Here is a 25469-nt window from a genome sequence, read left to right on the forward strand (position 1 = left end):
CCGGCCACGCACGGAGGCGTCAGACGGGGCGTCCCGATGCGTCCAGACCGACCGCCGTCAGCATCGCGCCCAGCACGACCGGCTCGTCCGGCAGCTCGCATTCCGGATCCCCCGTCACGAAGATGCGCACCTGCAGCAGCGCCTGATGCACGAGCATCGCCAGGCCGGAGAGCACGTTGTGGGGTGCGCTGCGTCCGAATGCAGCACCGCGCATGTCCCATACCCTGACGATCTCCGTCGGCCAGGGATCGTACGCGACGTCGAGCAGCAGGATGCCTTCGGCTGCCGCGCGCGCGGTCGCCTCGCCCCTGACGATCCGCGCCGCCGCGCCGCCGCTCCCCGCGGAGCCCGGCAGCGTGCTGATCACCAGGTCCGGACGCTCCGTCACCGGATCCTCGAAGGAACGGATCTGCATGCGCAGCCCCACCGCGTGACCGAGTCCGATCAGCTGCTTGGCGCGAGCCGGCTCGCGGACCTGCACCGTGACGAGCTCCGCCCCGAGCTGGGCCGCCGCCACGACCGCGGACGCCGCCGTGGCCCCCCCGCCCCACACGAGCACGGACGTGGCATGCGTGGTGCCGGTGGCGGCCAGGGCGCGCACGATCCCGATGACGTCCGTGTTGAATCCGCGGAGGACCCGGCGACCCGACGCATCCGTGTCGAACAGGATGGTGTTCGCGGCGCCCGTCACGCGGGCGATCTCGTCGAGCGACGACACGAGCGGCAGCACGGACTGCTTGAGCGGCATGGTCAGGGACAGGCCGCGCCAGTCATCCGATCGGCTCGCCACGTAGTCGCCGAGCGTCGCAGAGGTGACCTCGGCGCGGTCGTAGCTCCACGGAAGGCCGAGCGCTCGATAGGCCGCAGCATGCAGCGCCGGAGACTGGGAATGTGCGATCGGCGAGCCCAGGACCGCGAGCTCGCGCGGGCCGTCACTGGCAGTAAGCATCGTTCGCCGCACTCGCCTTGCACCAGTCCTGCAACTGTTGAACGGCCTGATCGTGCTCGGCCTCCGTGTTGGAGAACACGGTGGTGCCGTTCTTGAGGTCTACCGTGACGAAGTACAGCCAGCCGCCGGGCGTCGGGTTCATCGCCGCCTTGAGCGCGTCGTCCCCGGGATTGCCGACCGGACCGATGGGCAAGCCATCGTGGGCGTACGTGTTGTACAGGTTGCCGGCGTCATCCCGCTGCTCCTGCGTGGTGAAGATCGTGTTCGCACCGGCGCCGTACGTGACCGTGGCATCCGACTGCAGGGGCATGCCCTGGTCGAGGCGGTTCTGGAACACGCGAGCCACCTTGCCCATGTCGTCGACGCTCCCGGATTCCCGCTGCACGATGGAGGCGAGGATCACGGTGTTCCACACCTTGTCCTTGGGAACGCCGTCGGCGTCGAAGGCCTTGAACGCGCGATCGACGAGTGTCTTGATGACGGTCTTCGCGTCGACGCCGGGATCGAACGTGTAGGTGGCAGGGAACAGGTAGCCGTCGAGGTTCTTCGCCTGCGACGGCAGTCCGTAGTCCGTCGGGGTCGCGGCCGCCGCCTGCAGATCCTGCAGCGAGACACCAGTGGTCTTGGCCAGCGCGGGAAGGATGTCGGCTTCCGTGTCGCCCTCGGGAATGGTGAGCGTGCGCGCCAGCTTGTTCTTCGGATCCTGCAGTGCGGCCAGCGCCGACTTCGCGCTCATGCGCTTCTTCAGCTGGTAGACGCCTGGCTGGAACACGGGATCCGGCTTGGTGTGCAGCAGCAGTGTGTAGAAGGCATCCGATGTCATGACGACTCCGGCCTTCTGCAGCGTCGACGCGATGTCGCTGCCGTTGTCGCCGTCCTTGATGGTGATCGTCACGGGAGACGTGCCGGAGCCGGTGTAGTCGGTCGGTTCGTTCAGCGCGAGCAGCTTGCGCACTTCCGGCTGGAAGGCGTTCCACACGTAGACGCCACCGGCGCCGATGAGACCGAGTATCACGACGAGCACGATGGTGGTCGTGAGCCAGCGGCGCTTCTTCTTCGGTTTGGCGGCCTTGCCGTCCGTCGGATACTCAAGGCTCGACCAGGTGTTGGGCCGCGCCGGACGCTGATCGTCGTTGTGGCGAGCGTCGTCTGGGCTGTCCCCGAGGTTCCCCCAGAAGGTGTTCTCGAGATCGCCCTCGCCTGATGAATCGTTCCCGTTGTCCGCGTAGCCGTCGGCGATCCGACGGCCGCCCTGGGCGGTCTGCAGCTCCGTCGGCGTCGTGACGATGGGGATGGATGCCGTGTGCACGGACTCCACCGAGATCGGCGATGTGACGGGGTGTGCTCCGTCCCAGCCCGCGGGTTCGGCCACGCTCTGGCGTCCGCCGTCCGAAGCGTCTCCCGCGACCGGGATCTGGCCGCTGGGTGGATACGAGACCGGAATCTGGCCACTCGGCGGATAGGACACCGGCACCGCGCCGCTCGGCGGGTCGACGACCTCGCCGCGCTCCTTGGCGAGACGTGCCTCGCGCTCGCGGGCCTCCCGCCGGGTCATCGGCGGTCGCTCGTCATCGAGCGACGGATCCGGCTGGGGCGTGCCGGGCGGGTTCGGATGCGTCACGTCAGAAGTCCAATGTTCTCGGGTCGACTCTGTTCACGGGCCGGGAATCGACCCAGGGCAGGTCTGAGAAGTCGGGGCTGGCTGCGGTGCACTCGGCGCAGCCGCTCGCTGCAGAGCCGTCGTCTGCCTCACCACCAGTGAGACCGTCCTCCTGCTCTTTGCGATCGACCACCCCGAGCACATCCTCGCCGACCCCCGAATTCTCAGACATGCCCTAGTTCGCGAGCGTTCCCGGGGGGTTCCCGCTCGCACGCTCTGCGTCGAGCGCGTGCTGCAAAATTACCGTGGCCGCCGCCTGATCGACCACCGAACGCGAATTCTTCGTGGTCCGACCGGATGCTCGGAGCGCAGACTGCGCGGTCACGGTGGAAAGGCGCTCGTCCACGAGCCTCACCGGGATGCCGCTCGCCTCGGCGAGGCGCTCGGCGAATCCCACGGCGTCATCCGTCGAGAGCGTGTGGGCTCCTGAGAGGGACAACGGAAGTCCGACGATAGCCTCGACGGCTCCGAATTCCGTCACAAGCGCCTGAATGCGAGCGATGTCGCTCCCGTCTTCGGCACGCGCGACCGTCTCGACGGGGAGGGCGAGCATCCCGTCGGGGTCACTCCGGCTCACGCCGATCCGGGCCTTTCCCACGTCGACGCCGACGCGAACTCCGGGGCGCACGCCGCTATCCGATCGCGGTCCGAACGGATGCCAGCGCGGCATCGATCGCCGAGGCATCCGATCCGCCGCCCTGCGCCAGGTCGTCCTTGCCGCCTCCGCCTCCACCGAGCACGGATGCCGCGCCCTTCGCAAGCGGACCGGCCTTCGTTCCGGCATCTCGCGCCGCCTTGTTCGTGGCCACGATGACGATCGGTCGGTCGGAGACCACCGCGGCCAGAGCCACGACGGCGGGATCGGAGCCGAGGCGTTCGCGCAACGTCGTGACGAGCATCCGCAGGTCGTCGGCGGAGCCGAGCGAGCCGACGCTCTGCGCGACGAGACGGGTGGAGCCGATTCGCTCCGCCTTCTCGAGAAGTGTCGGCACGCGGTCGAGCACGGCCCGCGCCTCGAACGCGGCGATCTTCTTCTCCGCGGCCTTCAGGCTGGAGAGAAGATCGTTGATGCGCTCGGGGAGCTGCTCGCGCGGCGTCTTCAACGTGCCGCTCAGCTGGGACACGATCGTGCGCTCGACCGCGAGGTCGCGGAACGCCTCGATGCCCACGAGCGACTCGACGCGACGGTTCGTGGAGCCCACCGAGGACTCGCTGACCAGGTTGATCATGCCGATCTCGGAGCTGGACGACACGTGCGTGCCCGCGCACAGCTCGCGCGACCACGGGCCGCCGATGTCGACGACCCGCACGACCTCGCCGTACTTCTCGCCGAACAGCGCCATGGCGCCGAGCGACTTCGCCTCGTCGAGCGGCATCTCACGCGTGACCACCTCGAGGTCGTCGCGGATCGCGTTGTTCGAGATCTCCTCGATCTCGGTTCGCGTCTCAGGCGAAAGACCCTGGTTCCAGGAGAAGTCGAGGCGCAGGTAGCCGGCCTTGTTGTACGAGCCGGACTGGTGCGCGTTGGGACCGAGCACCTGGCGAAGCGCCGCGTGGATGATGTGCGTGCCCGAGTGCGCCTGTCGCGCGCCCCGACGGTAGTCGGCGTCCACGACGCTCGTCGCGATGTCGTCGACACCGACCTCGCCCCTCGCGACCTGCACCGTGTGGCTGATCAATCCCTTGACGGGCTTCTGCACGTCGAGCACCTCGAGCTCGTAGCCGGGACCGACGATGACGCCCTGATCGGCATCCTGTCCGCCGGACTCCGCATACAGCGCCGTCTCGGCGAGGATGATCTCCGCGATCTGCCCCTCGGATGCCCGTGGCACGGCGACCCCGTCGACGATGATTCCCAGCACGCGCGATTCGGTCTGCAGCTCGGAGTATCCGGTGAACACCGTCTCGCCCTTGCCGCGCAGGTCGCTGTACACGGACAGGTCCGCCAGCGCGCGCTTCTTGGCCCTGGCGTCCGCCTTGGCCCGCGCCTTCTGCTGGGACATGAGGGAGTCGAACGCGGCACGGTCGACCGTGAGCCCCGCTTCATCGGCCATCTCGAGCGTGAGATCGATCGGGAACCCGTAGGTGTCGTGCAGGAGGAACGCGGTGTCACCCGCGAGTTCCTTCCGCCCGGACGACTTCGTGTTCGCGACGGCCGTGTCGAGGATGCTCGTACCGCTGACCAGGGTGCGCAGGAACGTATCCTCCTCCGAGAACGCGAGGTGCGAGATCCGGTCGTAGTCGGTGGCGACCTCCGGATACGTGGCCTTCATCGCGTCGCGGGACTCCGCGAAGAGTGCGGGGAACGTCGCCGTCTCGACACCGAGCAGACGCATCGCACGAACCGTGCGGCGGAGCAGGCGGCGCAGGATGTAGCCGCGTCCCTCGTTCGACGGCGTCACGCCGTCGGACATCAGCATGAGGGCGCTGCGCACGTGGTCCGCGATGACGCGCATCCGCACGTCGTCCTCATGGTTCGCGCCGTAGGTCTTGCCGCTGATCTCGGCGGCCTTGTCGAGGACCGGTCGCACCTCGTCGATCTCGTAGAAGTTCTCGACACCCTGCTTGATGAACGCCACGCGCTCCAGACCCATGCCGGTGTCGACGTTCTTCTTCGGCAGCTCGCCGATGATCTCGAAGTCCGTCTTGCCCGTGCCCTCACCGCGGAGGTACTGCATGAAGACCAGGTTCCAGATCTCCACGTAGCGGTCGTCGTCGGTCGCCGGTCCGCCGTCGATGCCGTACGCGGGGCCGCGGTCGAAGAAGATCTCCGAGCATGGTCCTGCTGGGCCGGGCACGCCGGTCGACCAGTAGTTGGTGTCCTTGCCGAGGCCTTGGATGCGCTCATCCGGAAGCCCGGCCACCTCGCGCCAGTAGCGGCGCGCCTCGTCGTCGTCCTCGTAGACCGTGACCCAGAGGTCCTTCGGATCGAACCCGAGGCCGCCCTCGTCTTCCGGAGAGGTCAGGAGCTCCCACGCGAACCGGATGGCGTCCTTCTTGAAGTAGTCGCCGAACGACCAGTTGCCGAGCATCTGGAAGAACGTTCCGTGACGCGGGGTCTTGCCGACCTCTTCGATGTCCAGCGTTCGGATGCACTTCTGCGAGTCCGCCACGCGCGGATACGGCGGCGGGACGAGCCCGGTCAGGTACGGCACGAACGGCACCATGCCGGCGATGGTGAAGAGAAGCGTGGGGTCATCGCTGACGAGCGATGCTGACGGCACGATCGTGTGGCCGCGCTCGGCGAAGTAGTCGAGGAATCGACGGCGGATCTCGGCGGTCTGCATGGTTCCGTTCGTTACGTGGAGGGTGGTGAAAGGGATATCCCGATCCGGATGCGGTCGACTGCTTCAGCCGCCGCATCCGCGCTCAGGACAGTCCGGCGATGGTGTCTTCTGCTTCGTCGATGGCTGAGCGCAGCTCGGCCTCGCGCTTGCGGTATCCGTCGCTCACGGCGGAGCCGAAGTCGTGCGCCTTGCGGTCGAGCTCGTCGAAGAACTGCTTGCCCTGCTCGGTCTTGTTCACCTGGTGCGCGATCGCGAAGCCGGCTGCGATGCCGACGACGAACCAGAGGAAGCTCTTCATGGCGGATCTCCTAGGGTCGTTGACCTGTGGTCGGTGGCTGAACATGGTGCTGGGTGGTGCTGAGTACGTGATGCAGTGTTCGGTGTCGGGCTCGGAGTGCATGGGACGCCAGTGCCTGGAACGCCGTCGGATCAGGTCGGAAGCGATCGTTCGAGCGTTCGGACGAGTGGGCGCCGATGTGGTCGCGCGCGCGGCATCCGCACAACCCGATCCAGTTTAGTGCGGCAGTCGGAGGCACGTGCCGGGACGCCGAGGTGCGACCGGCTCACTCGGCTCCGTCGGCTCCGGCCGCGCCGCCACGACCGGCTGCGCCGGACCCGCCTCCTCGCCCGAAGCGGAACGCGGCACGAACGGCGGCGCTGAAGCCGGCCAGCTTGATCAGCGGACCGCCGACCGTCGCCGCGAACAGCGCGACGAGTGCCGAGACGTTGCCCGTGACATCCTGCACGTTGCGGGTGATCGCGTCGACCCTGGCAAGCTGCTTGTTCGTCTCGCGCAGCGTCTCCGTGGTCTCCTCCAGGATCGGAGTGATCCCGTCGCTGACCTCCTTGATGGAGTCGGTCGTCTGGTCGAAGACCTTGCCCAGCTTGACCAGCGGGACCGCCAGCAGGGCGACGAGCACGGCGAAGACGCCTGCAGCGATCAGACCGGCGATGTCTCCACCAGACAAGGGCGCACCATCCATTCCGCTCGGGGAATACGTCGAAGGGCGAGCCGTCACAAGACGACTCGCCCTTCAGCGTATCGGTACTTTTCGCCGCTGCTCGGGCGCATACGGCCACTAAAACAGATCGGACGCTTCGCGACTGTATTCCAGGTGCTGCGTAGGCTCTGCTTTCTGGCCGCTAGCGCGGCTGAGTATTAGGCAGCGCGCTAGCGCGCTGCGTAATACTCGACAACGAGCTGCACGTCACAGGTCACCGGGACCTCGGCGCGCTTCGGGCGACGCACGAGGCGCGCCTGCAGCTTGTCGAGCTCGACCTCGAGGTAGGCCGGGGTCTTGGCGAGCACGTCGGCGTGACCACCGGCGGCCGCGACCTGGAACGGCTCGGAGCCCTCGGAGCGGGCCTTGACGTGGACAAGCTGTCCGGGCTTCACGCGGAACGACGGACGGTCGACGATCTTGCCGTCGACGAGGATGTGGCGGTGCACGACGAACTGGCGGGCCTGCGCGGTCGTGCGGGCGAAGCCGGCGCGGAGCACGAGCGCGTCGAGACGCATCTCGAGCAGCTCGACGAGGTTCTCACCGGTCAGGCCCTGGGTGCGACGGGCCTCGTTGAACGCGATGCGGAGCTGCTTCTCGCGGATGCCGTACTGGGCGCGCAGACGCTGCTTCTCGCGCAGACGAACGGCGTAGTCGCTGTCGGCCTTGCGCTTGGTGCGGCCGTGCTCGCCCGGAGCGTAGGGGCGCTTCTCGAGGATGCGAGCTGCCTTCGGGGTCAGGGCGATGCCCAGCGACCGGGAGAGGCGGGTCTTGCTGCGGGAACGTGAAGACACGTTTGTCCTTTCGTAGGTTCTTCTCACTTGTGCTGCCCCCTGCCGTGACTGATCGCGGAACGATCGGTTCGGTGGGCAGCCATTGGCTGATCCGGCGACGCACGTCGGATGACGCGCACGGAACCGTGCTCACGCACAGCACCGCCGTGGTCGCTTTCGCAATGGGAGGGATGGCCGGGGTTGCTCGGCTAAAGAGCACTGCCCTCGAAGATCGAGTCTTGCGAGGAGCAGCCCTGACGATCGGATGCCCGCAGCCGCACGGAATCCAGATCTCGGCCCGTCAATGGTACCAGAGAGCGGCTGGCCGTTCGTTCGCCCCCACCGCCGGTAGAGCTCACCGAAACCAGCGGTATGCGGGCACCATCCCTATTTGCCGCGCGTGATGCGCCGCAGCTTGGCGAGCCGCGCCGCGATGTCCCGCTCGTTGCCGTGCTCCGTCGGCGAGTAGTAGACGGAGTCCTTCAGCACGTCGGGCAGGTAGTCCTGCCGCACGACGCCGAGGTCGTCGTCATGCGGGTACTTGTACCCTCTTCCGTGTCCGAGACGCTTCGCGCCGGGGTAGTGCGCGTCGCGCAGGTGCTTCGGAACCCGTCCGATCTTGCCGGCACGCACATCCGCGATCGCCGCATCGAGCGCCATGTACGCGGCGTTCGACTTCGGCGCTGTCGCCAGGTGCACCACGGCCTGTGCCAGCGGGATGCGACCCTCCGGCATCCCGATGTACTGCACGGCATCCGCGGCAGCGACCGCGACGCCGAGCGCTGTCGGATCCGCCATGCCGATGTCCTCTGAGGCGAGCACGATGATGCGCCGTGCGATGAATCGCGGATCTTCCCCCGCCTCGATCATCCGCGCCAGGTAGTGCAGTGCAGCGTCGACGTCCGATCCGCGCACGGACTTGATGAACGCGCTGATCACGTCGTAGTGCTCGTCGCCGTTGCGGTCGTAGCGCAGCAGGGCGCGATCCACGGCGGATGCCACGAGTTCGGCCGTGACGACCGGCTTGGCATCCGACTCTTCCGCGCCCTGCTTCTCCGAACGCCGCTCGGCATCCTCGCTGGTCGCGGCGTTGTCCTGAGCGGAGTTGGCGGCGGCCTCGAGTGCGGTGAGCGCCCTGCGTGCGTCGCCGGACGCGAGGCGGATGAGAGCGGCGCGCGCCTCGGAGTCGACGACGACGGCATCCTTCAGTCCTCGCTCGTCCTTCACCGCACGATCGATGAGGATGCCGAGGTCGTCGTCGGAGAGCTGCTCGAGCGTGAGCAGCAGTGAGCGCGACAGCAGCGGCGAGATGACCGAGAACGACGGATTCTCCGTCGTGGCGGCCACGAGGATGACCCAGCCGTTCTCCACGCCGGGAAGCAGTGCGTCTTGCTGCGCCTTCGTGAAGCGGTGGATCTCGTCGAGGAAGAGCACCGTCGAGACGCCGTACAGATCGCGGGTGGTCTGCGCCTCCTCCATGACCGTGCGAACGTCGCGCACCCCGGCGCTCACGGCGGAGAGCTCGACGAAACGCCGTCCCGACGAGTGCGCGATCACCTGCGCGAGAGTGGTCTTGCCCGTGCCGGGCGGCCCCCAGAGGATGACGGACACCGAGCCGCGCTCCCCCGTCTTGTCGGCGGCGAGACTGACCAGCGGCGAGCCGGGTGTGAGCAGATGGCGTTGTCCGGCGATCTCGTCGAGTCGACGTGGACGCATCCGCACCGCCAGCGGCGTCGCGCCCGCGCGCAGCCCCTGCTGTGTGCTCACCATGACGTCCAGGATAAGAGGTGGCGCCGACAGTGAATGGCGACGGGGGCCGGGATGCAACGCACGTGGTCCACGTCACGGGTAGACGCTTCGGCATTCGTCGTCACGGACCGCCGCGAGGCGGGCGAGCGGCGCGGTTCGATCGTCACCGTCTTCATTTGGACCACATGGACTCGGTGCGTAAAGTTCAGCCTGGGATCGGCCCGGCCTCGATCCTGGATTCCGTGTCGTCCGACGATCGGAACCCCGTACACCCCTGACTCGGTGCCGTGCAGCACCCCGTGGAGGACGCCCGTGTCCGCGAAGAAGCAGAACGACCGCGAAGCGCGCCAGGCACGCGAACGTTTGCGTGCCTATCAGGCGCGTCAGGCGGTACACGAGCATGCGCGTCGTCGACGGATCAGGGACAACGCGATCGCCGCCGGAGTCGTCGTCGTCGTGCTCGCGTTGGCCGTTGTGCTCCAGCTCACCTACTTCTCTGCCGGTCCGGGCAAGCCCGCTGCATCCGCTTCGGCGACGCCGACGCCCGCCGCGACCGCTCCCCCGAAGTCGCTCGCCGAGAACCGCACGTGGGCGGGCACCCTGACGATCAACGGCATCGCCCTTGGCGTGTCTCTCGACGGCGCGAAGGCACCGCAGGCCGTCTCGTCGATGGTCTCGTTGACCCAGAAGAAGTTCTTCGACAACACCGTGTGTCACCGGTTGACGACCGGTGACACGTTCAAGGTGTTGCAGTGCGGCGATCCGAAGGGCGACGGCACGGGCGGTCCCGGGTACAGCTTCGGCCCGATCGAGAATGCGCCGAGCGACGAGAAGTACCCGGAAGGCACGATCGCGATGGCCCGTCAGACGGGCAACGCCGACAGCAACGGCAGCCAGTTCTTCATCGTGTACGGAGACACCACCATTCCCAATGACTCGGCAGGCGGATACAGCGTCATCGGCAAAGTCACGAGCGGGCTGAGCCAGCTGAAGACCGATGTCACCGACAAGGGCACGAAGGACGGAAGCGCGGATGGCGTCCCCGCCGTCACGCCGAAGATCACGTCCTTCACACTCAAGTAACGCTCGTCGGCGGCCGGATGGCCCTGGCCGGGACGTGCAATAGGCTTTTGTAGGCAATCGACGACCGAATCGGGGTCGTCTACGAACAGGTGAGGCTCGTGTCAACTTCTGATCAGCACCCGTGGGGACGCGTCGACGACGCGGGAGTCGTCTACGTCCGCACTGCCGACGGAGAGCGCGTCGTCGGAGAGTATCCGGATGCCTCCGCGGACGAGGCGCTCGCGTACTTCGAGCGCAAGTACGCCGATCTCGCCGGGCAGGTGGGACTCCTCGAGCAGCGCGTGCGTCGCGGAACTCCGGCGTCGGATGTCGCCAAGGCCGTCGCGTCGCTCCGCCAATCCGTCGCGACCGCCAACGCCGTCGGCGACCTCGCAGCCCTCGACGAGCGGCTCGCGAAGCTCGGCGGCACCGTTGAAGAGCTCACCGAGCAGCAGAGCGCGGAGGCCAAGGCCGCGCTGGATGACGCGGTTGCCCAGCGCACCGCCATCGTGGAGCAGGCCGAGGCTCTCGCGGCGGAAGATCCGGCGAAGACGCAGTGGAAGCAGACCAGCGCACGCCTGGACGAGCTCTTCACCGCATGGCAGACCCATCAGCACGAAGGCCCTCGTCTCCCCAAGAACGAGGCCAACGAGCTGTGGAAGCGGTTCCGTGCCGCCCGAACGACGATCGAACGCAACCGCAAGGCGTTCTTCGCCGAGCTGGACTCGCAACACCGTGACGTGCGGTCGCGCAAGACGGAGCTCATCGAGCAGGCGGAGGCGCTGGCTCCGCTCGGCGCGGACGGCGTTCCGCAGTACCGGTCGCTTCTCGACGACTGGAAGCGCGCCGGACGCGCCGGCAAACGCACGGATGACGCGCTCTGGGCCCGATTCAAGGCTGCCGGCGACGTGCTCTACGCCGCGAAGGCGGAGACCGACGCCGTCGAGAACGAGGAGTACCAGCACAATCTCGAGCAGAAGCTCGCTCTCCTCGACGAGGCAGAGCCACTGCTGAAGGCGACGGACCGCACGTCTGCCAGGGCCGCGCTGCTGTCCATCCAGACCCGCTGGGATGCCGTCGGTCGCGTTCCGCGCGACCAGGTGAAGTCCGTCGAAGAACGTCTGCGCAAGGTCGAGTCCGCCGTGCGCAGGCTGGACGACGAGCACTGGGAGCGCAGCAACCCGGAGAAGAAGGCACGCTCCGAGGGCCTTGCTGCACAGCTGACGGATGCCATCGCGAAGCTCGAAGAGGAACTCGAGGCGGCGAAGGCCACCGGGGACTCGAAGGCTATCGCGCAGGCGCAGGAGGCGCTGGACGCACGGAAGGCGTGGCTCTCCGCCATCCGCTGATCGACCGCCTGCTCGTCCTCCACGGGACCGGTATCCGGATGCTTATCCACGGTTCGCGCTGAGACCCGCTGCGGGTGCCGTGCGAGCGGCACCATGGATGCCATGTCGAACGCGATGGCCGCGGTCCTCGGACCCGGCGTGCTCCCCCTGGCCGAACTGTGCGCTGCACGACTGGACGGCGAGCTGTTCGCCATCGACGAGCGATTCGCACCCGTCGATGAACCGGACGGGGTCTGGTTGCGGGCTGCCGCTTTGCGCGCACTCGTCGGCGGGCGGTTCATCGCGGAACTGGACAGCGCCCTATGGGTGCATGGCCTGCACCCGTCGCCACCGCCGATGCACACGATGTGCGTCACGCGCGCCGATCGCATCAAGTTCGCTCCCTCACCACGGGTCGCCGTTCGCGAGATCGCGCACGCGCCGGGTGATCTCGAGGTGATCGCCGGCCTACGCGTGACCACCACCTCGCGAGTGTTGTTCGACCTCGCCTTCATGGAGGGGCGCGACGCCTCGGCGGAGGCCATGCGTCTTCTTGCGGCTCATCCCGAACTGATGTCCGCCTGTCTCGGCCGCGTGGCGGATTCGCCCAAGGTGCCGGGCAAGACGGCAGCCATGGCGCGGCTCATCGAGTGGAAGCGGAGCGTCGACGCGGCGGGCATCGGAACGAGCGGGTGGTGACGGTCCGGCCGGTGACCGTGCTGGTCGGAGCGATTTCGGTCGCCGGCGGCGCTGGTCGTCGAGGGCTCAGCCGGCGCTGACGCGATAGACGTCGTAGACCGCGTCGATGCGGCGCACGGCGTTGAGCACGCGGTCCAGGTGCGTTGTGTCGCCCATCTCGAACACGAAGCGACTCAGCGCCAGGCGGTCGCTCGACGTCGACACCGTCGCGGAGAGGATGTTCACGTGGTGCTCCGAGAGCACGCGCGTGACATCCGAGAGGAGGCCTGCACGGTCGAGCGCCTCGACCTGGATCTGCACGAGGAAGACGCTCTTCGACGACGGAGCCCACTCGACGTCGATCATCCGCTCGGGCTCGCGCATCAGGTCCTGCACGTTGTGGCAGTCCGCCTGATGCACGCTCACTCCCGAGCCGCGCGTGATGAACCCGACGATCGGGTCACCCGGCACCGGCGTGCAGCACTTCGCGAGCTTGACGAGGATGTCCGGAGCCCCGCGCACGAGCACCCCGGAATCGCTGTTGCGCAGCCGGTGGCCACGGACGCGGGCCGGCGGCGGCAGCTCGGTGACGTCGCTCTCGGTCTCCGACTGGAGCGAAGCGACCACCTTCTCGAGCACCGACTGGGTGCTGATGTGTCCCTCGCCGATGGCCGCGTAGAGCGCGGACACATCGTCGTACTTCATCTGCGCGGCGACTTCGCCCAGCGAGTCCTGGGTCATCAGCCGCTGCAGCGGGAGGTTCTGCTTGCGCATCGCGCGGGCGATGGCATCCTTGCCCTGTTCGATCGCCTCGTCGCGTCGTTCCTTGGTGAACCATTGGCGGATCTTGTTGCGCGCGCGGGGGCTCTTCACGAAGTTGAGCCAGTCCTGGCTCGGGCCGGAATCGGGGTTCTTCGACGTGAAGACCTCGACGACATCACCCGTCGACAGCGGAGACTCCAGCGGGACGAGGCGGCCGTTCACCTTGGCGCCCATCGTGCGGTGGCCGACCTCGGTGTGCACCGCATAGGCGAAGTCGACGGGCGTCGCACCGGAGGGTAGACCGATCACCCGGCCCTTCGGCGTGAAGACGTAGACCTCTTTCGCACCGATCTCGAAGCGCAGCGAGTCGAGGAACTCGCTCGGATCCGCGGTCTCGGCCTGCCAGTCCGAGATGTGCGCAAGCCACGCCATGTCGGTGTCGACCTTGCCGATGTCGTCCGACTTGGAGCCCGCGACGCGCTCCTTGTACTTCCAGTGCGCGGCGACGCCGAACTCGGCGCGCTGGTGCATCTCCTCCGTGCGGATCTGGATCTCGACCGCACGGCCTTCCGGTCCGATCACCGTGGTGTGCAGCGACTGGTAGAGGTTGAACTTCGGGGTGGCGATGTAGTCCTTGAAGCGGCCGGGCATCGGCGTCCACCTGGCGTGGATCTGCCCAAGCACGGCATAGCAGTCGCGCACCGAGTTCACGATGACGCGGATGCCGACCAGGTCGTAGATCTCGTCGAACTCGCGTCCTCGGACGACCATCTTCTGGTAGATCGAGTAGAACTGCTTCGGACGGCCGACCACTTTGCCGCGGATCTTCGCCGACTTGAGGTCGTCGTTGATGGCATCCGTCACCTGCTGCACGACGCGTTCCCGCTCGGGGGAACGCTGCTTCACGAGGTTCTCGATCTCCACGTAGAGCTTCGGGTACAGCACGGCGAAGGAGAGGTCTTCCAGTTCCCACTTGATCGCCTGGATGCCGAGGCGATGAGCGAGCGGAGCGTAGATCTCCAGCGTCTCCGTGGCCTTGCGCGTCGCGCTGGCCGCCGGCACGAAACCCCAGGTGCGCGCGTTGTGCAGCCGATCGGCCAGCTTGATGATGAGCACGCGGATGTCCTTCGACATCGCGACGATCATCTTGCGCACGGTCTCGGCCTGTGCGCTCTCGCCGTACTTGACCTTGTCGAGCTTGGTCACGCCGTCGACGAGCATGGCGATCTCGTCGCCGAAGTCGGCGCGCAGCTCGTCGAGGGAGTAGTCGGTGTCTTCGACGGTGTCGTGCAGGAGCGCTGCGGCAAGTGCTTTCGATCCGATGCCGAGGTCGGCCAGGATCTGCGCCACCGCCACGGGATGCGTGATGTACGGCTCTCCGCTGCGTCGCGTCTGGCCGGAGTGCGCGCGTTCGGCCGTCGTGTACGCGCGTTCGATCAGCGCAAGATCGGCCTTGGGATGGTGCATCCGCACGGTCTTCAGCAGCGTGTCGACGGCGCCGGCCGGCTGCTGGGCGCGTGAGAAGAGCCTGGGCACCAGACGGCGCAGGGATGCTGTCTGCTGCGTTGTCGCGTCGACCATCAGCATCCCCTCCCGACACTCATTATCGCGGGTGGGTTCGGGTCCTGTCGGGCGGTCCGCTCACAGCGCACGTCGCTCAGCGGCCCGGCTCCGGCCCGTCCATCACCACGTCGCCGCCGGATGCCTGCCACGCCACGAGTCCGCCGTCGATGTCGACGGCCGGATAGTCGGCTCGCACGAGGGCGTCCGTCACTTGACGTGAGCGATATCCCAGGTGGCACATCACGGCGATGACCGTGCCGTCGTCGGGCAATTCGTCCTGACGCAGTCCGAGCTCCCCGATCGGGATGTGATGCGCGCCGGGTGCGTGCCCGGCGTTCCACTCGTGATGCTCGCGGACGTCCAGCAGCCAGACGCTCTCGGATTCGGTCAGGGCGATGGCATCGCCTGCCGGAATCGAAGCACCTGGCTCGAGTGTCACTTCGCCGGGACCACTTCCGTGACAGGCGCCTTGGACCGCGCCGCGATGACCTTGCGGTCGTGCTTCACGATCTCCTTCTCACCGCGGCGGAAGTCCGCATAGAGCGGAGCCGCGATGAAGATCGTGGAGTACGTGCCGATCAGGATTCCGATGAACAGAGCGAGCGAGATGTCCCGCAGCGTGTCCGCCCCGAGCGCGAACGCCCCGATGAAGAGGATCGCGGCAACCGGGAGCGCTGCGACGACGGCCGTGTTGATCGACCGCACGAGTGTCTGGTTGACGGCAAGGTTCACCGACTCGGGGAACGTGTGGTTCACGGCCTCCTTGTCCTGTCGCGTGTTCTCGCGGATCTTGTCGAAGACGACGACCGTGTCGTAGAGCGAGTAGCCGAGGATCGTGAGGAAGCCGATCATGGTGGCCGGCGTGATCTCGAATCCGACGAGTGCGTAGATGCCGGCGGTGATGATCAGGTCGTGGAAGAGCGAGATGATCGCGGCTGCGGACATCTTCCATGTTCGGAAGTAGAGCGCCATCGCGATGAACGCGAGCAGCAGGAAGACCACGAGGCCCTGGATCGCCTGTCGCGAGACATCCGCTCCCCAGCTCGGTCCGATGTAGGTGGAAGCGACCTTGCTCTGCGGGACGCCGTAGGCGCGCCCGAGGTTCGCGGCGACGGACTTCGTCTGGTCTGTCGTCAACTGATCCGTCTGCACGCGGATGCCGTCACCACCCGTGCCGCGGGTCACGCTGACCTGCACGGTGGCGTTGGGCTTCACATCGTGGACGGCTTGCTCGGCGAGCGACTGATCGGTGGTCTTCACGTCGGAGACCGTGAACTGGGATCCTCCGCGGAAGTCGATGCCGAAGTTGAACCCGCCCTTGGCGATCGGGATGATCACCGACGCGATGATCAGCACGGCGGCGATCGCGTACCAGATCTTGCGCTTGCCGACGAAGTCGATGGACCGCGCGCCGGTGTAGAGGTCGTTGCCGAACTTCTGGAAGCGTGTGGCAGCCATCAGGACTCCTTCTCGTCCTTGTCGGACTTGTTGCCGGCGGCGACGAGTTCCGCCTGCTTACGCTCGGCGATGGTCTGACGCTTGGCCGCCTCACGGCTGCTGGATGCACGCTTCGAGTCGCTCACGGACGATGCGGTACGGAACTGCGCTGCACCGCGATACACGGCGCCGAGTGCCGTCGGATCGAGGCCCGACCACTTGTTGCCGCTGGAGAAGAACCTCGTGCGGGCGAGCAACTGCAACGTGGGATGCGTGAACATGATCACGATGAGCACGTCGAGCACCGTCGTCACGCCGAGCGTGAAGGCGAAGCCCTGCACGTTGCCGACCGCGAGCACGTACAAGACGATCGCAGCGAGCAGGTTGGTGGACTTCGAGGCGTAGATCGTTCGTCGCGCCCGTTTCCAGCCGGCCTCGACTGCGGATTCGAGACTTCGCCCGTCGCGCAATTCGTCGCGTATTCGTTCGAAGTACACGATGAACGAGTCGGCGGTGAATCCGATGGCGACGATGAGTCCCGCGACACCGGCCAGCGACAGCCGGTAGTCGATGCGCCACGACAGGATCGTGATCACGAGGTACGTGAGGAGCGCCGCCACCACGAGCGACGTGATGGTCACGAAGCCGAGCAGACGGTACTGGAACAGCGTGTAGATGACCACCAGGAGCAGACCGATGGCGCCTGCGATGAGGCCGCTGAGCAGCTGTGCGGATCCGAGGGTCGCCGAGATGGTGTCGGAGCTCTGCACCTTGAAGCTCACCGGAAGCGCGCCGAACTTCAGCGAGTCCGCGAGCGACTGGGCGCTGGTCTGGTTGAAGCTTCCGCTGATCTGCGCCTCGCCGTTGGTGATCGCACCCTGCATGGCGGGCGCCTCGAGCACCTTGCCGTCGAGCACGAACGCGAAACGGGAACGCGGATCCGTCGAGTCGGCGCTGTAGTAGCCGTAGAGACGCGTGCTCACCTTGGCGAAGGCCTTCGTGCCCTTGTCGTCGAACGTGAGGTTGACCACCCACTGGCCGGTGGTGTTCCCGCTCGAGTCCGTGGCGATGCCGGCTGTCGCGTTGGTGATGTCGGAACCCTCGACCTCGACGGGACCGAGCAGGTACTTCGCCGAGAGGTTGTCGTCACAGGTGATGAGCGGCTGGTCTGCCGGAGCGACGTTCGTCGCGCCACTCTTCAAGGACGAGCAGTCGAATGCGTCGTACTCCGCCTGCAGAGCAGGTGTGACCCATGCAGTGTCACTGCCGTCCGTCGGTTTCGACGTCGGGGTCGACTGCAGCGTCGGTGCCGGCGACGGATACGGCGTCGTCTTGCCGTTCGAACCGACGAACGTGTTGGTCGGCGATCCCGTCAGCAGTACGGGACGCAGCTCCATCTTCGACGAGGACTTGATGCGGTTGAGCGTCGCCTGGTCAGGTTGACCGGGGATCGACACGACGATGTTGTCACTGCCCTGGGTGCTGACCTGCGCCTCGGACACACCGGACGCGTCGACGCGCTCGCGGATGATCGAGACGGCCTGGTTGAGCTCGTCGCTGCTGATGGACTCGCCGTTCGAAAGCTGCGGCGTGAGGATGATCTCCGTGCCGCCCTCGAGATCGAGGCCGAGCTTCGGCAGCCAGCTGGCGTTCGAGAACAGCACGCCTCCGCCGAGCACGAGCACCAGGGCGACCACGATGACGCCGAGCCAGATCAGCGATCGCGAAGCACTCTTCACGGGAGACGACTTTGCCACGGAAGAACTCAGCTTTCTGTGCTCGCGCGACCGCCGCCATGGGCGGTCGCGCGGGGAAGGTTTTTACTCGTCGGTCTTCTTCGGCGACGAGTCGGCGTCGTTCTCGATGCGCTCGCCGAACTGCGGCTTGTCGTCGACCGATGCCGCGCTGGTGTCGGATGCCGTGGCATCCGCATCGGCGCTCTCCTCCACGACCTCGGGCGAGGTCTCCACACGGCTGATCGTCTGGCGGTGCACGGTGAGGATGTGGCCCGGGCTCGTCTCGAGCTCGACCTTGTTGTTCTCCTCGTCGATCGACACGATCGTGCCGTACACGCCGAAGTTGGTCATGACAGACGCACCGGGAACGACCTGCTTCTGAAGCTCCGACTGCTGCTTCTGCCGCTTACGGCTGCTGCGGAACATGAAGAAGATGAGGATCGCCAGAACGACGACCATGCCGATGGTCAGGATGTTGTTATCCAACGTGGGGATACCTTCCGAAGATGAGGGGGCGCATGGACAACCACCTCATACATGGGGGCTGCAGGCTGATAAAGAATTATAGGTCATCCGTGAAGAGCGCTTGCTGCGCGTCGGCCGGACGCTTCCTTGGTATTCCCAAGTGATCCCAGGCCATGGGAGTCGCCACGCGACCGCGCGGAGTGCGTGAGAGCAGCCCGATCCGCACGAGGAACGGCTCGACGACGGACTCGATCGTGTCCGCCTCCTCCCCCACGGAGACCGCCAGCGTGTTGAGCCCGACCGGACCGCCGTCGAAGCGCGTCAGGATGGCCTGCACGACCGCGCGGTCGATCCGGTCCAGTCCGAGCTCGTCGACGTCGTAGAGCTCGAGAGCGGCACGCACGGCGCGTCGATCCGCTCGATCTCCGTGCACCAGTGCGTAGTCGCGCACGCGGCGCAGCAAGCGGTTGGCGATGCGCGGGGTGCCGCGGCAGCGGCCGGCGATCTCCGCGATCGCCTCCTTGTCGATCTCGAAGTCGAGCATGACGGCCGCTCGCGTCAGTACCTGCTCCAGCTCGGCCTCGTCGTAGAACTCGAGGTGCGCGGTGAAGCCGAAACGGTCGCGGAGCGGATTCGGGAGCAGGCCGGAGCGTGTGGTCGCGCCGACGAGGGTGAAGGGAGCGAGATCCAACGGGATCGACGTGGCGCCCGCGCCCTTGCCGACCATGATGTCGATGCGGAAATCTTCCATGGCGAGGTACAGCATCTCTTCGGCCGAGCGCGCCATCCGGTGGATCTCGTCGATGAAGAGCACCTCGCCCGGCACGAGCGACGACAGCAGCGCGGCGAGGTCGCCCGCGTGCTGGATGGCGGGTCCGCTCGACATCCGCAGCGTGCGACCGCTCTCGTGCGCCACGATCATCGCGAGAGTGGTCTTGCCTAGGCCGGGAGGGCCGGCCAGCAGGATGTGGTCTGGCGTGCGCTCCTGCATCCGTGCCGCTGTGAGCAGCAGCTGGAGCTGACCGCGCACCTTCGACTGGCCGACGAACTCGGCGAGAGACTTCGGACGCAGCGCACCCTCGAACGCGAGCTCCTCGGGCTGCGCCTCCGGCGTCGTGAGGTCGTCGCTCATGCCTGCTGCCTCGCTGTCGGGCCGAGGCGTGAGAGGGCGAGCCGGAGCAGGCCCTGCACGGTGTCGCGTTCGGACTCGTCGTATTCGTCGACGAGCTCGCGCACGACATCTGCTGCGGTCTTCTCCGCCCAGCCGAGACCCACCAGCGCGATCACGACGCTGTCCGAGACGTCGGACCGCGGGATCTGCGTGACGTTCTGCACCGGTTTGGCCGGTGCGAACAGCTTGCCCGTGAGCGAGACGACGATGAGCTTCGCGGTCTTCGGACCGATGCCGCTCACCTTGCGGAAGGCCGTGTCGTCGTCGGATGCGACGGCAAGCGCGATCTCGTCCGGAGCGAGCGCCGCGAGCACGCCGAGTGCCGACTTCGGCCCGACGCCCGAGACGCCGATGAGCGCCTCGAAGACGCCCAGGTGCTCGCGGGCCGGGAATCCGAACAGGGCGATCGACTCCTGGCGCACGATCATCGACGTGTGGATCGTCGCCTCGTCGCCGATCCGAAGCGACCGGGCGTGATCGGGCGTGACCTGCACGGCGTAGCCGACTCCCCCAACGTCGATGACGGCGACGCCGTCGGATGCCTGAAGCACTGTTCCGCGGAGGGAGGAGATCACCGTCCAAGCCTAGGGGCGAGAGCGGTTGAGCCCGCGCTCAACCGCCGAGGCGTTTGCGCCCCTGAGCGTCCTTCGGCGCGACAGGGGCGGCGTCCTACCTTCCGGAGGCCCTCTCGGCGGCGCGCCACGCGCGCTGAGCGGGGGTCAGCCCGGCTGGATTCTCGCCCGCCGTCGCGATCGGCGCCCGCCACGCGTGGCAAATCGCGATGGCCAGTGCATCGGCGGCGTCGGCCGGCTTCGGGATATCCGCCAGGCCCAGCACCTTGGCGACCATGTTCTGGACCTGACGCTTGTCGGCCGTGCCGTATCCGGTGATCGCCGCCTTCACCTCGCTCGGCGTGTGCAGGGCGACGGACAGGCCACGTTTCGCGGCGGCGTGGAGCGCCACGCCGCTGATCTGGGCGACACCCATCACGGTGCGCACGTTCTGCTGGGCGAAGACGCGCTCGATCGCCACGACATCCGGACGGTGCTCGTCCATCAGCGCCGCGATACCGTCGCCGATCGTCAGGAGCCGACGCTCCAGCGCGAGATCCGGGGAGGTGCGGATCACGGTGACCGCCACGAGCGTCGCCCGCCGGTCGGCTGCGACATCGACCACGCCGACACCGCAGCGGGTAAGGCCCGGGTCGATCCCGAGTACCCGCACGGTCCTCGACCTGCCCGTCGTCCTCGACCTACTCGTCGTCCTCGAGCTCGGCCTGCACCTGAAGGGTCAGGTCGATGTTCGTGTAGACGTTCTGCACGTCATCCGAATCCTCGAGCGCATCGATGAGCCGGAAGACCTTGCGGGCCGTCTCGGCGTCGGCCTCGACCTTGACCTGCGGCACGAACTCGACGTCGGCGGAGTCGTAGTCGATCCCGGCTTCCTGGAGAGCGGTGCGCGTCGCGACGAGATCCGTGGCCTCGGTCAGCACCTCGAAGGACTCGCCCTGGGCGGTGACCTCCTCGGCGCCGGCGTCGAGCACGGCAGTGAGCACGTCGTCCTCGGTCGTCCCCTCGCCAGGGACCACGATGACGCCCTTACGGTGGAAGTTGTACGAGACCGAGCCCGGGTCTGCCATGGTGCCGCCGTTGCGGGTCATGGCGGTGCGAACATCCGCAGCCGCCCGGTTCTTGTTGTCGGTCAGACACTCGATGAGGAACGCCACGCCGTTGGGGCCGTAACCCTCGTACATGATGGTCGTGTAGTCGATCGACTCGCCCGTGAGACCGGCGCCGCGCTTGATCGCGCGATCGATGTTGTCATTGGGGACCGAGGTCTTCTTCGCCTTCTGCACGGCGTCGACGAGGGTCGGATTGCCGGAGAGGTCTGCACCCCCGATCTTGGCGGCGACCTCGATGTTCTTGATCAGCTTGGCGAACGACTTTGCGCGCCGCTGGTCGATGACCGCCTTCTTGTGCTTGGTGGTCGCCCATTTGGAATGCCCGGACATAGTGCTCCCGTACGAGAAAGAAAACCTGGGTGCTTCTGCCGCACCGCCTACCAATTGTAGGGTGCGCGCGACGACCTGCCCTCGAACGGATGCCCGCGGCCGACCGCGCGCCTCTCATACCTTCGGATGAAAACGGTTCGAACCGAGGATCGCGGGGCTCGGAGCCGCCCTAGGGTGACGGCATGACACCAGACGCCGCGCACAGCAGTCTCGCGGAGCGGAGCCCTCGCGTGACCCGTATCGCATTGGCGATTGCGCCACCGGTGATCGGCGTGGTCTATCTCGTGCTCTGGATCCTCGCCGAGACCGGCAGATCCGGACTCGGCGCGAAGGTCGTGGTGTTCGCTGCGCTCGCGTTGGCGATCGGCATTGCCGGCCGACTCCCCCGGATCGCGCTGGCCATCATCGTGCTGGTTCCGTTGCTGCAGTTCCTGGGCGTGGTCCCACCCCCGGAATCGACGACGTGGCCCATGTACGAGGCATTCGCCATCGTCGGCTTCTTCGCGGGTGTGCGACGTGACATCGTGGCGTGGCCGTACGCGATCGGAACAGGGATCGTGGCCACGATGCTCGCCGCGATGAACATGGTGTTCCCCCACTCGCTCTGGCCGCCGTCGGTCGGCGGCGTCGCGCCCTCCCTCACGGGGTTCCCGCTGTCTCCGAGATACGGCTGGGTGAGCTGGATCGGACAGGGCCGGATCTTCGAGCCGATGGGTCTTCGCGATACCGCATCGATGTACGCCGTCGTCATCGGGGAGACCCTCTTTCTCATCGCCGTGGGCAGCGTGCTCTACCTGCTCGCGTGGGCGGCAGGACAGGCGCTCAGCCTCCGCGGTGTCGAACGCGCCGTCGATTGGACAAGGGCGCAGTTGAGTCGCGCCGACGGCGAACTGCGCCGCGAGCAGGAACGAGCCGCGATCGCGCGCGATGTGCACGACACGCTCGCGCACTCGCTCGCCGTCGTTGTGGCTCAGGCGGAGGGCGGGATCGCGGCAGCCGCATCCGACGGCGAAGCCGCCACCCGTTCGCTCGCCGTCATCGCGGAGGTCAGTCGCGAGGCCCTGATCGATTGCCGCTCGCTGGTGGAGCGCATCCAGGACGAGACGGGAACAGAACGACCGCAACCCACGGCCTCCGACATCCCGGCATTGCTGGAGCGGATGCGCGGCCTCGGCATGCACGTCGCCTACCAAGAGCTCGGAGACGCGCAACCGCTGTCCGCGTCCCGTCAGCTCGCGCTCTACCGCATCACCCAGGAGTCGCTCACGAACGCGCTCAAGCACGGCGGGTCGGATTCCGTCGTCACTGTCACGGCGGACTGGCGGGGTGCGGGGCTCGCGCTGCTCATCGCATCCCGATCCGACCTGGAGGGAAGCGGCCAGGGAGGCGGGGCCGGCCTCGCCGGGATGCGCGAACGAGCGCGGCTGGCAGGCGGCTGGCTGAGTGCCGGCCCGTCGGAGGACGGCGTGTTCCTGGTGACCGCATACATCCCCGTCGACGTGCAGTCGGTGCGAGTCGCGGAGGCTGCGGATGCCTGACACACGGGGGCGGATCAGGGTGCTCATCGCGGACGACCAGCCGCTCTTCGCCGATGGCCTCAGGATGCAGCTCGAAGCACAGCCGGACATCACGTGCGTCGGCGTCGCGGCCGACGGGGAGGGCGCCGTCGACCTGGTGCACGAGCTCGCGCCCGATGTGGTGCTGATGGACATCAGGATGCCTGGCGTGAACGGGATCGAGGCGACTCGCCGCATCACGACGGAAGACGGCGCGCCAGCGGTGATCGTGCTCACGACGATCAGACAGGACGAGGCCGTCTATCACGCTCTCCGGTCGGGGGCCGCGGGATTCCTTACGAAGGACGCCACGCCCGGACAGGTGATGACCGCGATCCGCGATGCGCACCACGGCGAGTTGACGACGACGGGCGGCGACCCGATCGGCTTGGTGCAGGCGAGCACGCGGCCGGCGGCAGCGCACGAGGACGCCATCGACGCCCTCAGCGCGCGGGAGAAGGAACTCTTCCTGCTCCTCGCGAAGGGGCTGGGCAACGCCGAGATCGCCTCGGCCACCTATCTGAGCGAGGCGACAGTGAAGAGCCACGTCAGATCGATCCTGCAGAAGCTGGCCCTGCGCAGTCGCGTGCAGGTGGTCGTCTACGCGTACGAGAACGGACTGGTGCGGGCACGATGAGCGGCAGAGCGTTACTCAGCGGTCGTCGCGGCGACCTTCGCGAGGAAGTACTCGTGGAACCGGTGCTCGCCCGTGATCTCGGGGTGGAAACTCGTTCCGATCAGGTTGCCCTGTTCGACGGCCACCACGCGACCGTCTGACAGGGTCGCCAGCGGCGATGCGTGCCGGCCGACGGCATCCACCACCGGTCCGCGGATGAAGACCGCGTGCACGGGCGGCTCGCCCAGCGCCGGCACGTCCAGGTCGGTCTCGAACGACTGGTTCTGCGATCCGAAGGCGTTGCGTCGCACGGTGATGTCGAGCCCGCCGAGCGTCTGCTGGCCGGCGATGCCGTCCTCGATGCGGTCTGCGAGCATGATGAGGCCCGCGCAGGTGCCGTACACCGGCATCCCTCCCGCTATGCGGTCGCGCAGCGGCTGGAACACACCGAACGTGCGGGCGAGCTTGTCCATCACGCTGGACTCGCCGCCGGGAATGACGAGACCGGCCACGGCGTCGAGATCTTCGGGGCGTCGCACGAGCGACACCCGTGCACCGAGGGATGCCAGCACCCGCGCATGTTCACGGAAGTCGCCCTGGAGAGCGAGGACTCCGACCCGAGGGCCGGAGTCCGCAGAGAACTCCGATTCGTCGCGGAGCGTCACCAGCCGCGCTCGGAGAGACGGTGCGGTGCCGCGAGGTCGGCCACGTTGATGCCGACCATCGCCTCACCGAGGCCGCGCGAGACCTCCGCGATCACTGACGGGTCATCGTAGAAGGTGGTCGCCTTGACGATCGCCGCGGCGCGCTTGGCCGGGTCGCCCGACTTGAAGATGCCGGATCCGACGAAGACGCCGTCCGCGCCGAGCTGCATCATCATGGCTGCGTCCGCCGGAGTCGCCACACCGCCGGCCGTGAACAGCACAACGGGGAGCTTGCCCGTCTCCGCGATCTCGGCGACGAGCTCGTACGGTGCCTGCAGCTCTTTCGCCGCGACGTACAGCTCGTCCTTCGTCATCGACTTGAGCGCGTTGATCTCGCTGGTGATCTTGCGGATGTGCTTGGTCGCCTCCGAGACATCGCCCGTGCCGGCCTCGCCCTTGGAGCGGATCATCGCAGCGCCCTCGTTGATGCGACGCAACGCCTCACCCAGGTTGGTCGCGCCGCACACGAAGGGAGTGGTGAACTGCCACTTGTCGATGTGGTTCACGTAGTCGGCGGGCGAGAGCACCTCGGATTCGTCGATGTAGTCGACGTTGAGCGCCTGCAGGACCTGCGCCTCCACGAAGTGTCCGATGCGCGCCTTCGCCATCACGGGGATGGAGACCTCGGCGATGATCGCCTCGATGAGGTCGGGGTCGCTCATACGGGCAACTCCACCCTGGGCGCGGATGTCCGCCGGGACGCGCTCGAGCGCCATCACGGCGACGGCGCCGGCATCCTCGGCGATCCTCGCCTGCTCAGGGGTGACGACGTCCATGATGACGCCGCCCTTGAGCATTTCCGCCAGTCCGCGCTTGACGCGGCTCGATCCGACAAGGCCGGTGGTGTTCTCAGTCACGCAAAGGATCGTACCGTCACGGCACTGAGGAAGATCACATCGGGCGGAGCCGAGGAGTTGTCAACAGCCACCGCGAACGTGGCCGGATCGAGGCGTCCGTCCGT

At 67.2% G+C, this 25469-nt stretch carries 24 protein-coding genes; 5 read left to right on the plus strand and 19 right to left on the minus strand.

Annotated features, from left to right (window positions below):
* Positions 1-19: 19 nt before the first annotated feature.
* The 8 genes from ACX9R5_RS12180 to ACX9R5_RS12215 form a co-directional block, all read right to left on the minus strand.
* A complete protein-coding gene (locus tag ACX9R5_RS12180; RefSeq protein ID WP_459409303.1) occupies positions 20-949 on the minus strand; it encodes a shikimate dehydrogenase family protein in 930 nt (309 codons plus the stop codon).
* Positions 933-2570: an endolytic transglycosylase MltG gene (mltG, locus tag ACX9R5_RS12185; RefSeq protein WP_459409304.1), complete on the minus strand. Its 1638-nt coding sequence runs from the start codon at positions 2568-2570 to the stop codon at positions 933-935. The genes ACX9R5_RS12180 and mltG overlap by 17 nt, the downstream gene beginning before the upstream one ends.
* A gap of 214 nt (positions 2571-2784) precedes the next feature.
* Positions 2785-3237: a Holliday junction resolvase RuvX gene (ruvX, locus tag ACX9R5_RS12190; protein ID WP_459409305.1), complete on the minus strand. Its 453-nt coding sequence runs from the start codon at positions 3235-3237 to the stop codon at positions 2785-2787.
* 4 nt (positions 3238-3241) lie between these two features.
* Entirely contained in the window at positions 3242-5896 is a 2655-nt protein-coding gene (alaS, locus tag ACX9R5_RS12195) for an alanine--tRNA ligase (RefSeq protein ID WP_459409306.1), read from the minus strand.
* 82 nt (positions 5897-5978) lie between these two features.
* Entirely contained in the window at positions 5979-6194 is a 216-nt protein-coding gene (locus ACX9R5_RS12200) for a hypothetical protein (protein WP_459409307.1), read from the minus strand.
* Between the two features lie 265 nt (positions 6195-6459).
* Positions 6460-6864, minus strand: coding sequence for a DUF948 domain-containing protein (locus ACX9R5_RS12205; RefSeq protein WP_459409308.1), 405 nt, complete (start codon positions 6862-6864; stop codon positions 6460-6462).
* Between the two features lie 203 nt (positions 6865-7067).
* Entirely contained in the window at positions 7068-7691 is a 624-nt protein-coding gene (gene rpsD / locus ACX9R5_RS12210) for a 30S ribosomal protein S4 (RefSeq protein ID WP_459409309.1), read from the minus strand.
* Between the two features lie 366 nt (positions 7692-8057).
* Positions 8058-9440 carry a replication-associated recombination protein A gene (locus tag ACX9R5_RS12215; RefSeq protein WP_459409310.1) on the minus strand — a complete coding sequence of 461 codons (1383 nt, stop codon included), beginning with the start codon at positions 9438-9440 and terminating at the stop codon, positions 8058-8060.
* Positions 9441-9731: 291 nt separating this feature from the next.
* Here ACX9R5_RS12215 and ACX9R5_RS12220 point away from each other — a divergent pair, with 291 nt between their 5' ends.
* From ACX9R5_RS12220 to ACX9R5_RS12230, 3 genes are all read left to right on the plus strand, one after another.
* Positions 9732-10502, plus strand: a complete 771-nt coding sequence (locus ACX9R5_RS12220) for a peptidylprolyl isomerase (RefSeq protein WP_459409311.1) — start codon at positions 9732-9734, stop codon at positions 10500-10502.
* Between the two features lie 98 nt (positions 10503-10600).
* Entirely contained in the window at positions 10601-11830 is a 1230-nt protein-coding gene (locus ACX9R5_RS12225; RefSeq protein ID WP_459409312.1) for a DUF349 domain-containing protein, read from the plus strand.
* Between the two features lie 102 nt (positions 11831-11932).
* On the plus strand, positions 11933-12508 hold the full coding sequence (locus tag ACX9R5_RS12230; protein ID WP_459409313.1) for a type IV toxin-antitoxin system AbiEi family antitoxin: 576 nt from the start codon (positions 11933-11935) through the stop codon (positions 12506-12508).
* Positions 12509-12574: 66 nt separating this feature from the next.
* Here ACX9R5_RS12230 and ACX9R5_RS12235 read toward each other — a convergent pair whose 3' ends face one another.
* From ACX9R5_RS12235 to ACX9R5_RS12275, 9 genes are all read right to left on the minus strand, one after another.
* The gene (locus ACX9R5_RS12235; RefSeq protein WP_459409314.1) at positions 12575-14830 is read right to left on the minus strand and encodes a RelA/SpoT family protein; all 2256 of its coding nucleotides are present in this window, start codon (positions 14828-14830) and stop codon (positions 12575-12577) included.
* 76 nt (positions 14831-14906) lie between these two features.
* Complete coding sequence (locus ACX9R5_RS12240; RefSeq protein WP_459409315.1) at positions 14907-15251, minus strand: rhodanese-like domain-containing protein; 345 nt, start codon at positions 15249-15251, stop codon at positions 14907-14909.
* Complete coding sequence (gene secF / locus ACX9R5_RS12245; RefSeq protein WP_459409316.1) at positions 15248-16270, minus strand: protein translocase subunit SecF; 1023 nt, start codon at positions 16268-16270, stop codon at positions 15248-15250. Before secF ends, ACX9R5_RS12240 begins: the two co-directional genes overlap by 4 nt.
* Positions 16270-18006 carry a protein translocase subunit SecD gene (secD, locus tag ACX9R5_RS12250; protein ID WP_459409317.1) on the minus strand — a complete coding sequence of 579 codons (1737 nt, stop codon included), beginning with the start codon at positions 18004-18006 and terminating at the stop codon, positions 16270-16272. Before secD ends, secF begins: the two co-directional genes overlap by 1 nt.
* A 63-nt stretch (positions 18007-18069) precedes the next feature.
* Complete coding sequence (gene yajC / locus ACX9R5_RS12255; protein ID WP_459409318.1) at positions 18070-18471, minus strand: preprotein translocase subunit YajC; 402 nt, start codon at positions 18469-18471, stop codon at positions 18070-18072.
* Positions 18472-18547: 76 nt separating this feature from the next.
* A complete protein-coding gene (gene ruvB / locus ACX9R5_RS12260; protein ID WP_459409319.1) occupies positions 18548-19582 on the minus strand; it encodes a Holliday junction branch migration DNA helicase RuvB in 1035 nt (344 codons plus the stop codon).
* Positions 19579-20196: a Holliday junction branch migration protein RuvA gene (ruvA, locus tag ACX9R5_RS12265; RefSeq protein ID WP_459409320.1), complete on the minus strand. Its 618-nt coding sequence runs from the start codon at positions 20194-20196 to the stop codon at positions 19579-19581. The genes ruvB and ruvA overlap by 4 nt, the downstream gene beginning before the upstream one ends.
* A gap of 94 nt (positions 20197-20290) precedes the next feature.
* Entirely contained in the window at positions 20291-20845 is a 555-nt protein-coding gene (gene ruvC, locus ACX9R5_RS12270) for a crossover junction endodeoxyribonuclease RuvC (protein WP_459409321.1), read from the minus strand.
* Between the two features lie 28 nt (positions 20846-20873).
* Complete coding sequence (locus ACX9R5_RS12275; protein WP_459409322.1) at positions 20874-21632, minus strand: YebC/PmpR family DNA-binding transcriptional regulator; 759 nt, start codon at positions 21630-21632, stop codon at positions 20874-20876.
* A 182-nt stretch (positions 21633-21814) separates the two neighbouring features.
* Here ACX9R5_RS12275 and ACX9R5_RS12280 point away from each other — a divergent pair, with 182 nt between their 5' ends.
* Complete coding sequence (locus ACX9R5_RS12280) at positions 21815-23170, plus strand: sensor histidine kinase (RefSeq protein ID WP_459409323.1); 1356 nt, start codon at positions 21815-21817, stop codon at positions 23168-23170.
* A complete protein-coding gene (locus ACX9R5_RS12285) occupies positions 23163-23825 on the plus strand; it encodes a response regulator (RefSeq protein ID WP_459409324.1) in 663 nt (220 codons plus the stop codon). The genes ACX9R5_RS12280 and ACX9R5_RS12285 overlap by 8 nt, the downstream gene beginning before the upstream one ends.
* An 11-nt stretch (positions 23826-23836) precedes the next feature.
* Here ACX9R5_RS12285 and pdxT read toward each other — a convergent pair whose 3' ends face one another.
* The gene (pdxT, locus tag ACX9R5_RS12290) at positions 23837-24469 is read right to left on the minus strand and encodes a pyridoxal 5'-phosphate synthase glutaminase subunit PdxT (protein ID WP_459409325.1); all 633 of its coding nucleotides are present in this window, start codon (positions 24467-24469) and stop codon (positions 23837-23839) included.
* The gene (gene pdxS, locus ACX9R5_RS12295; protein WP_459409326.1) at positions 24466-25365 is read right to left on the minus strand and encodes a pyridoxal 5'-phosphate synthase lyase subunit PdxS; all 900 of its coding nucleotides are present in this window, start codon (positions 25363-25365) and stop codon (positions 24466-24468) included. The genes pdxT and pdxS overlap by 4 nt, the downstream gene beginning before the upstream one ends.
* Between the last annotated feature and the right edge of the window lie 104 nt (positions 25366-25469).

The sequence above is a fragment of the Rathayibacter sp. CAU 1779 genome (assembly GCF_054551755.1).

Excerpts from the sequence above, each read along its gene's own strand:
- ACX9R5_RS12275 (WP_459409322.1), bottom strand. The coding sequence starts at position 21,632 with ATGTCCGGGCATTCCAAATGGGCGACCACCAAGCACAAGAAGGCGGTC.
- ACX9R5_RS12230 (WP_459409313.1), top strand. The coding sequence starts at position 11,933 with ATGTCGAACGCGATGGCCGCGGTCCTCGGACCCGGCGTGCTCCCCCTG.
- alaS (WP_459409306.1), bottom strand. The coding sequence starts at position 5,896 with ATGCAGACCGCCGAGATCCGCCGTCGATTCCTCGACTACTTCGCCGAG.
- ACX9R5_RS12285 (WP_459409324.1), top strand. The coding sequence starts at position 23,163 with ATGCCTGACACACGGGGGCGGATCAGGGTGCTCATCGCGGACGACCAG.
- ACX9R5_RS12200 (WP_459409307.1), bottom strand. The coding sequence starts at position 6,194 with ATGAAGAGCTTCCTCTGGTTCGTCGTCGGCATCGCAGCCGGCTTCGCG.
- ACX9R5_RS12180 (WP_459409303.1), bottom strand. The coding sequence starts at position 949 with ATGCTTACTGCCAGTGACGGCCCGCGCGAGCTCGCGGTCCTGGGCTCG.
- ruvB (WP_459409319.1), bottom strand. The coding sequence starts at position 19,582 with ATGAGCGACGACCTCACGACGCCGGAGGCGCAGCCCGAGGAGCTCGCG.
- ACX9R5_RS12215 (WP_459409310.1), bottom strand. The coding sequence starts at position 9,440 with ATGGTGAGCACACAGCAGGGGCTGCGCGCGGGCGCGACGCCGCTGGCG.
- secF (WP_459409316.1), bottom strand. The coding sequence starts at position 16,270 with ATGGCTGCCACACGCTTCCAGAAGTTCGGCAACGACCTCTACACCGGC.
- ACX9R5_RS12280 (WP_459409323.1), top strand. The coding sequence starts at position 21,815 with ATGACACCAGACGCCGCGCACAGCAGTCTCGCGGAGCGGAGCCCTCGC.
- ACX9R5_RS12235 (WP_459409314.1), bottom strand. The coding sequence starts at position 14,830 with ATGGTCGACGCGACAACGCAGCAGACAGCATCCCTGCGCCGTCTGGTG.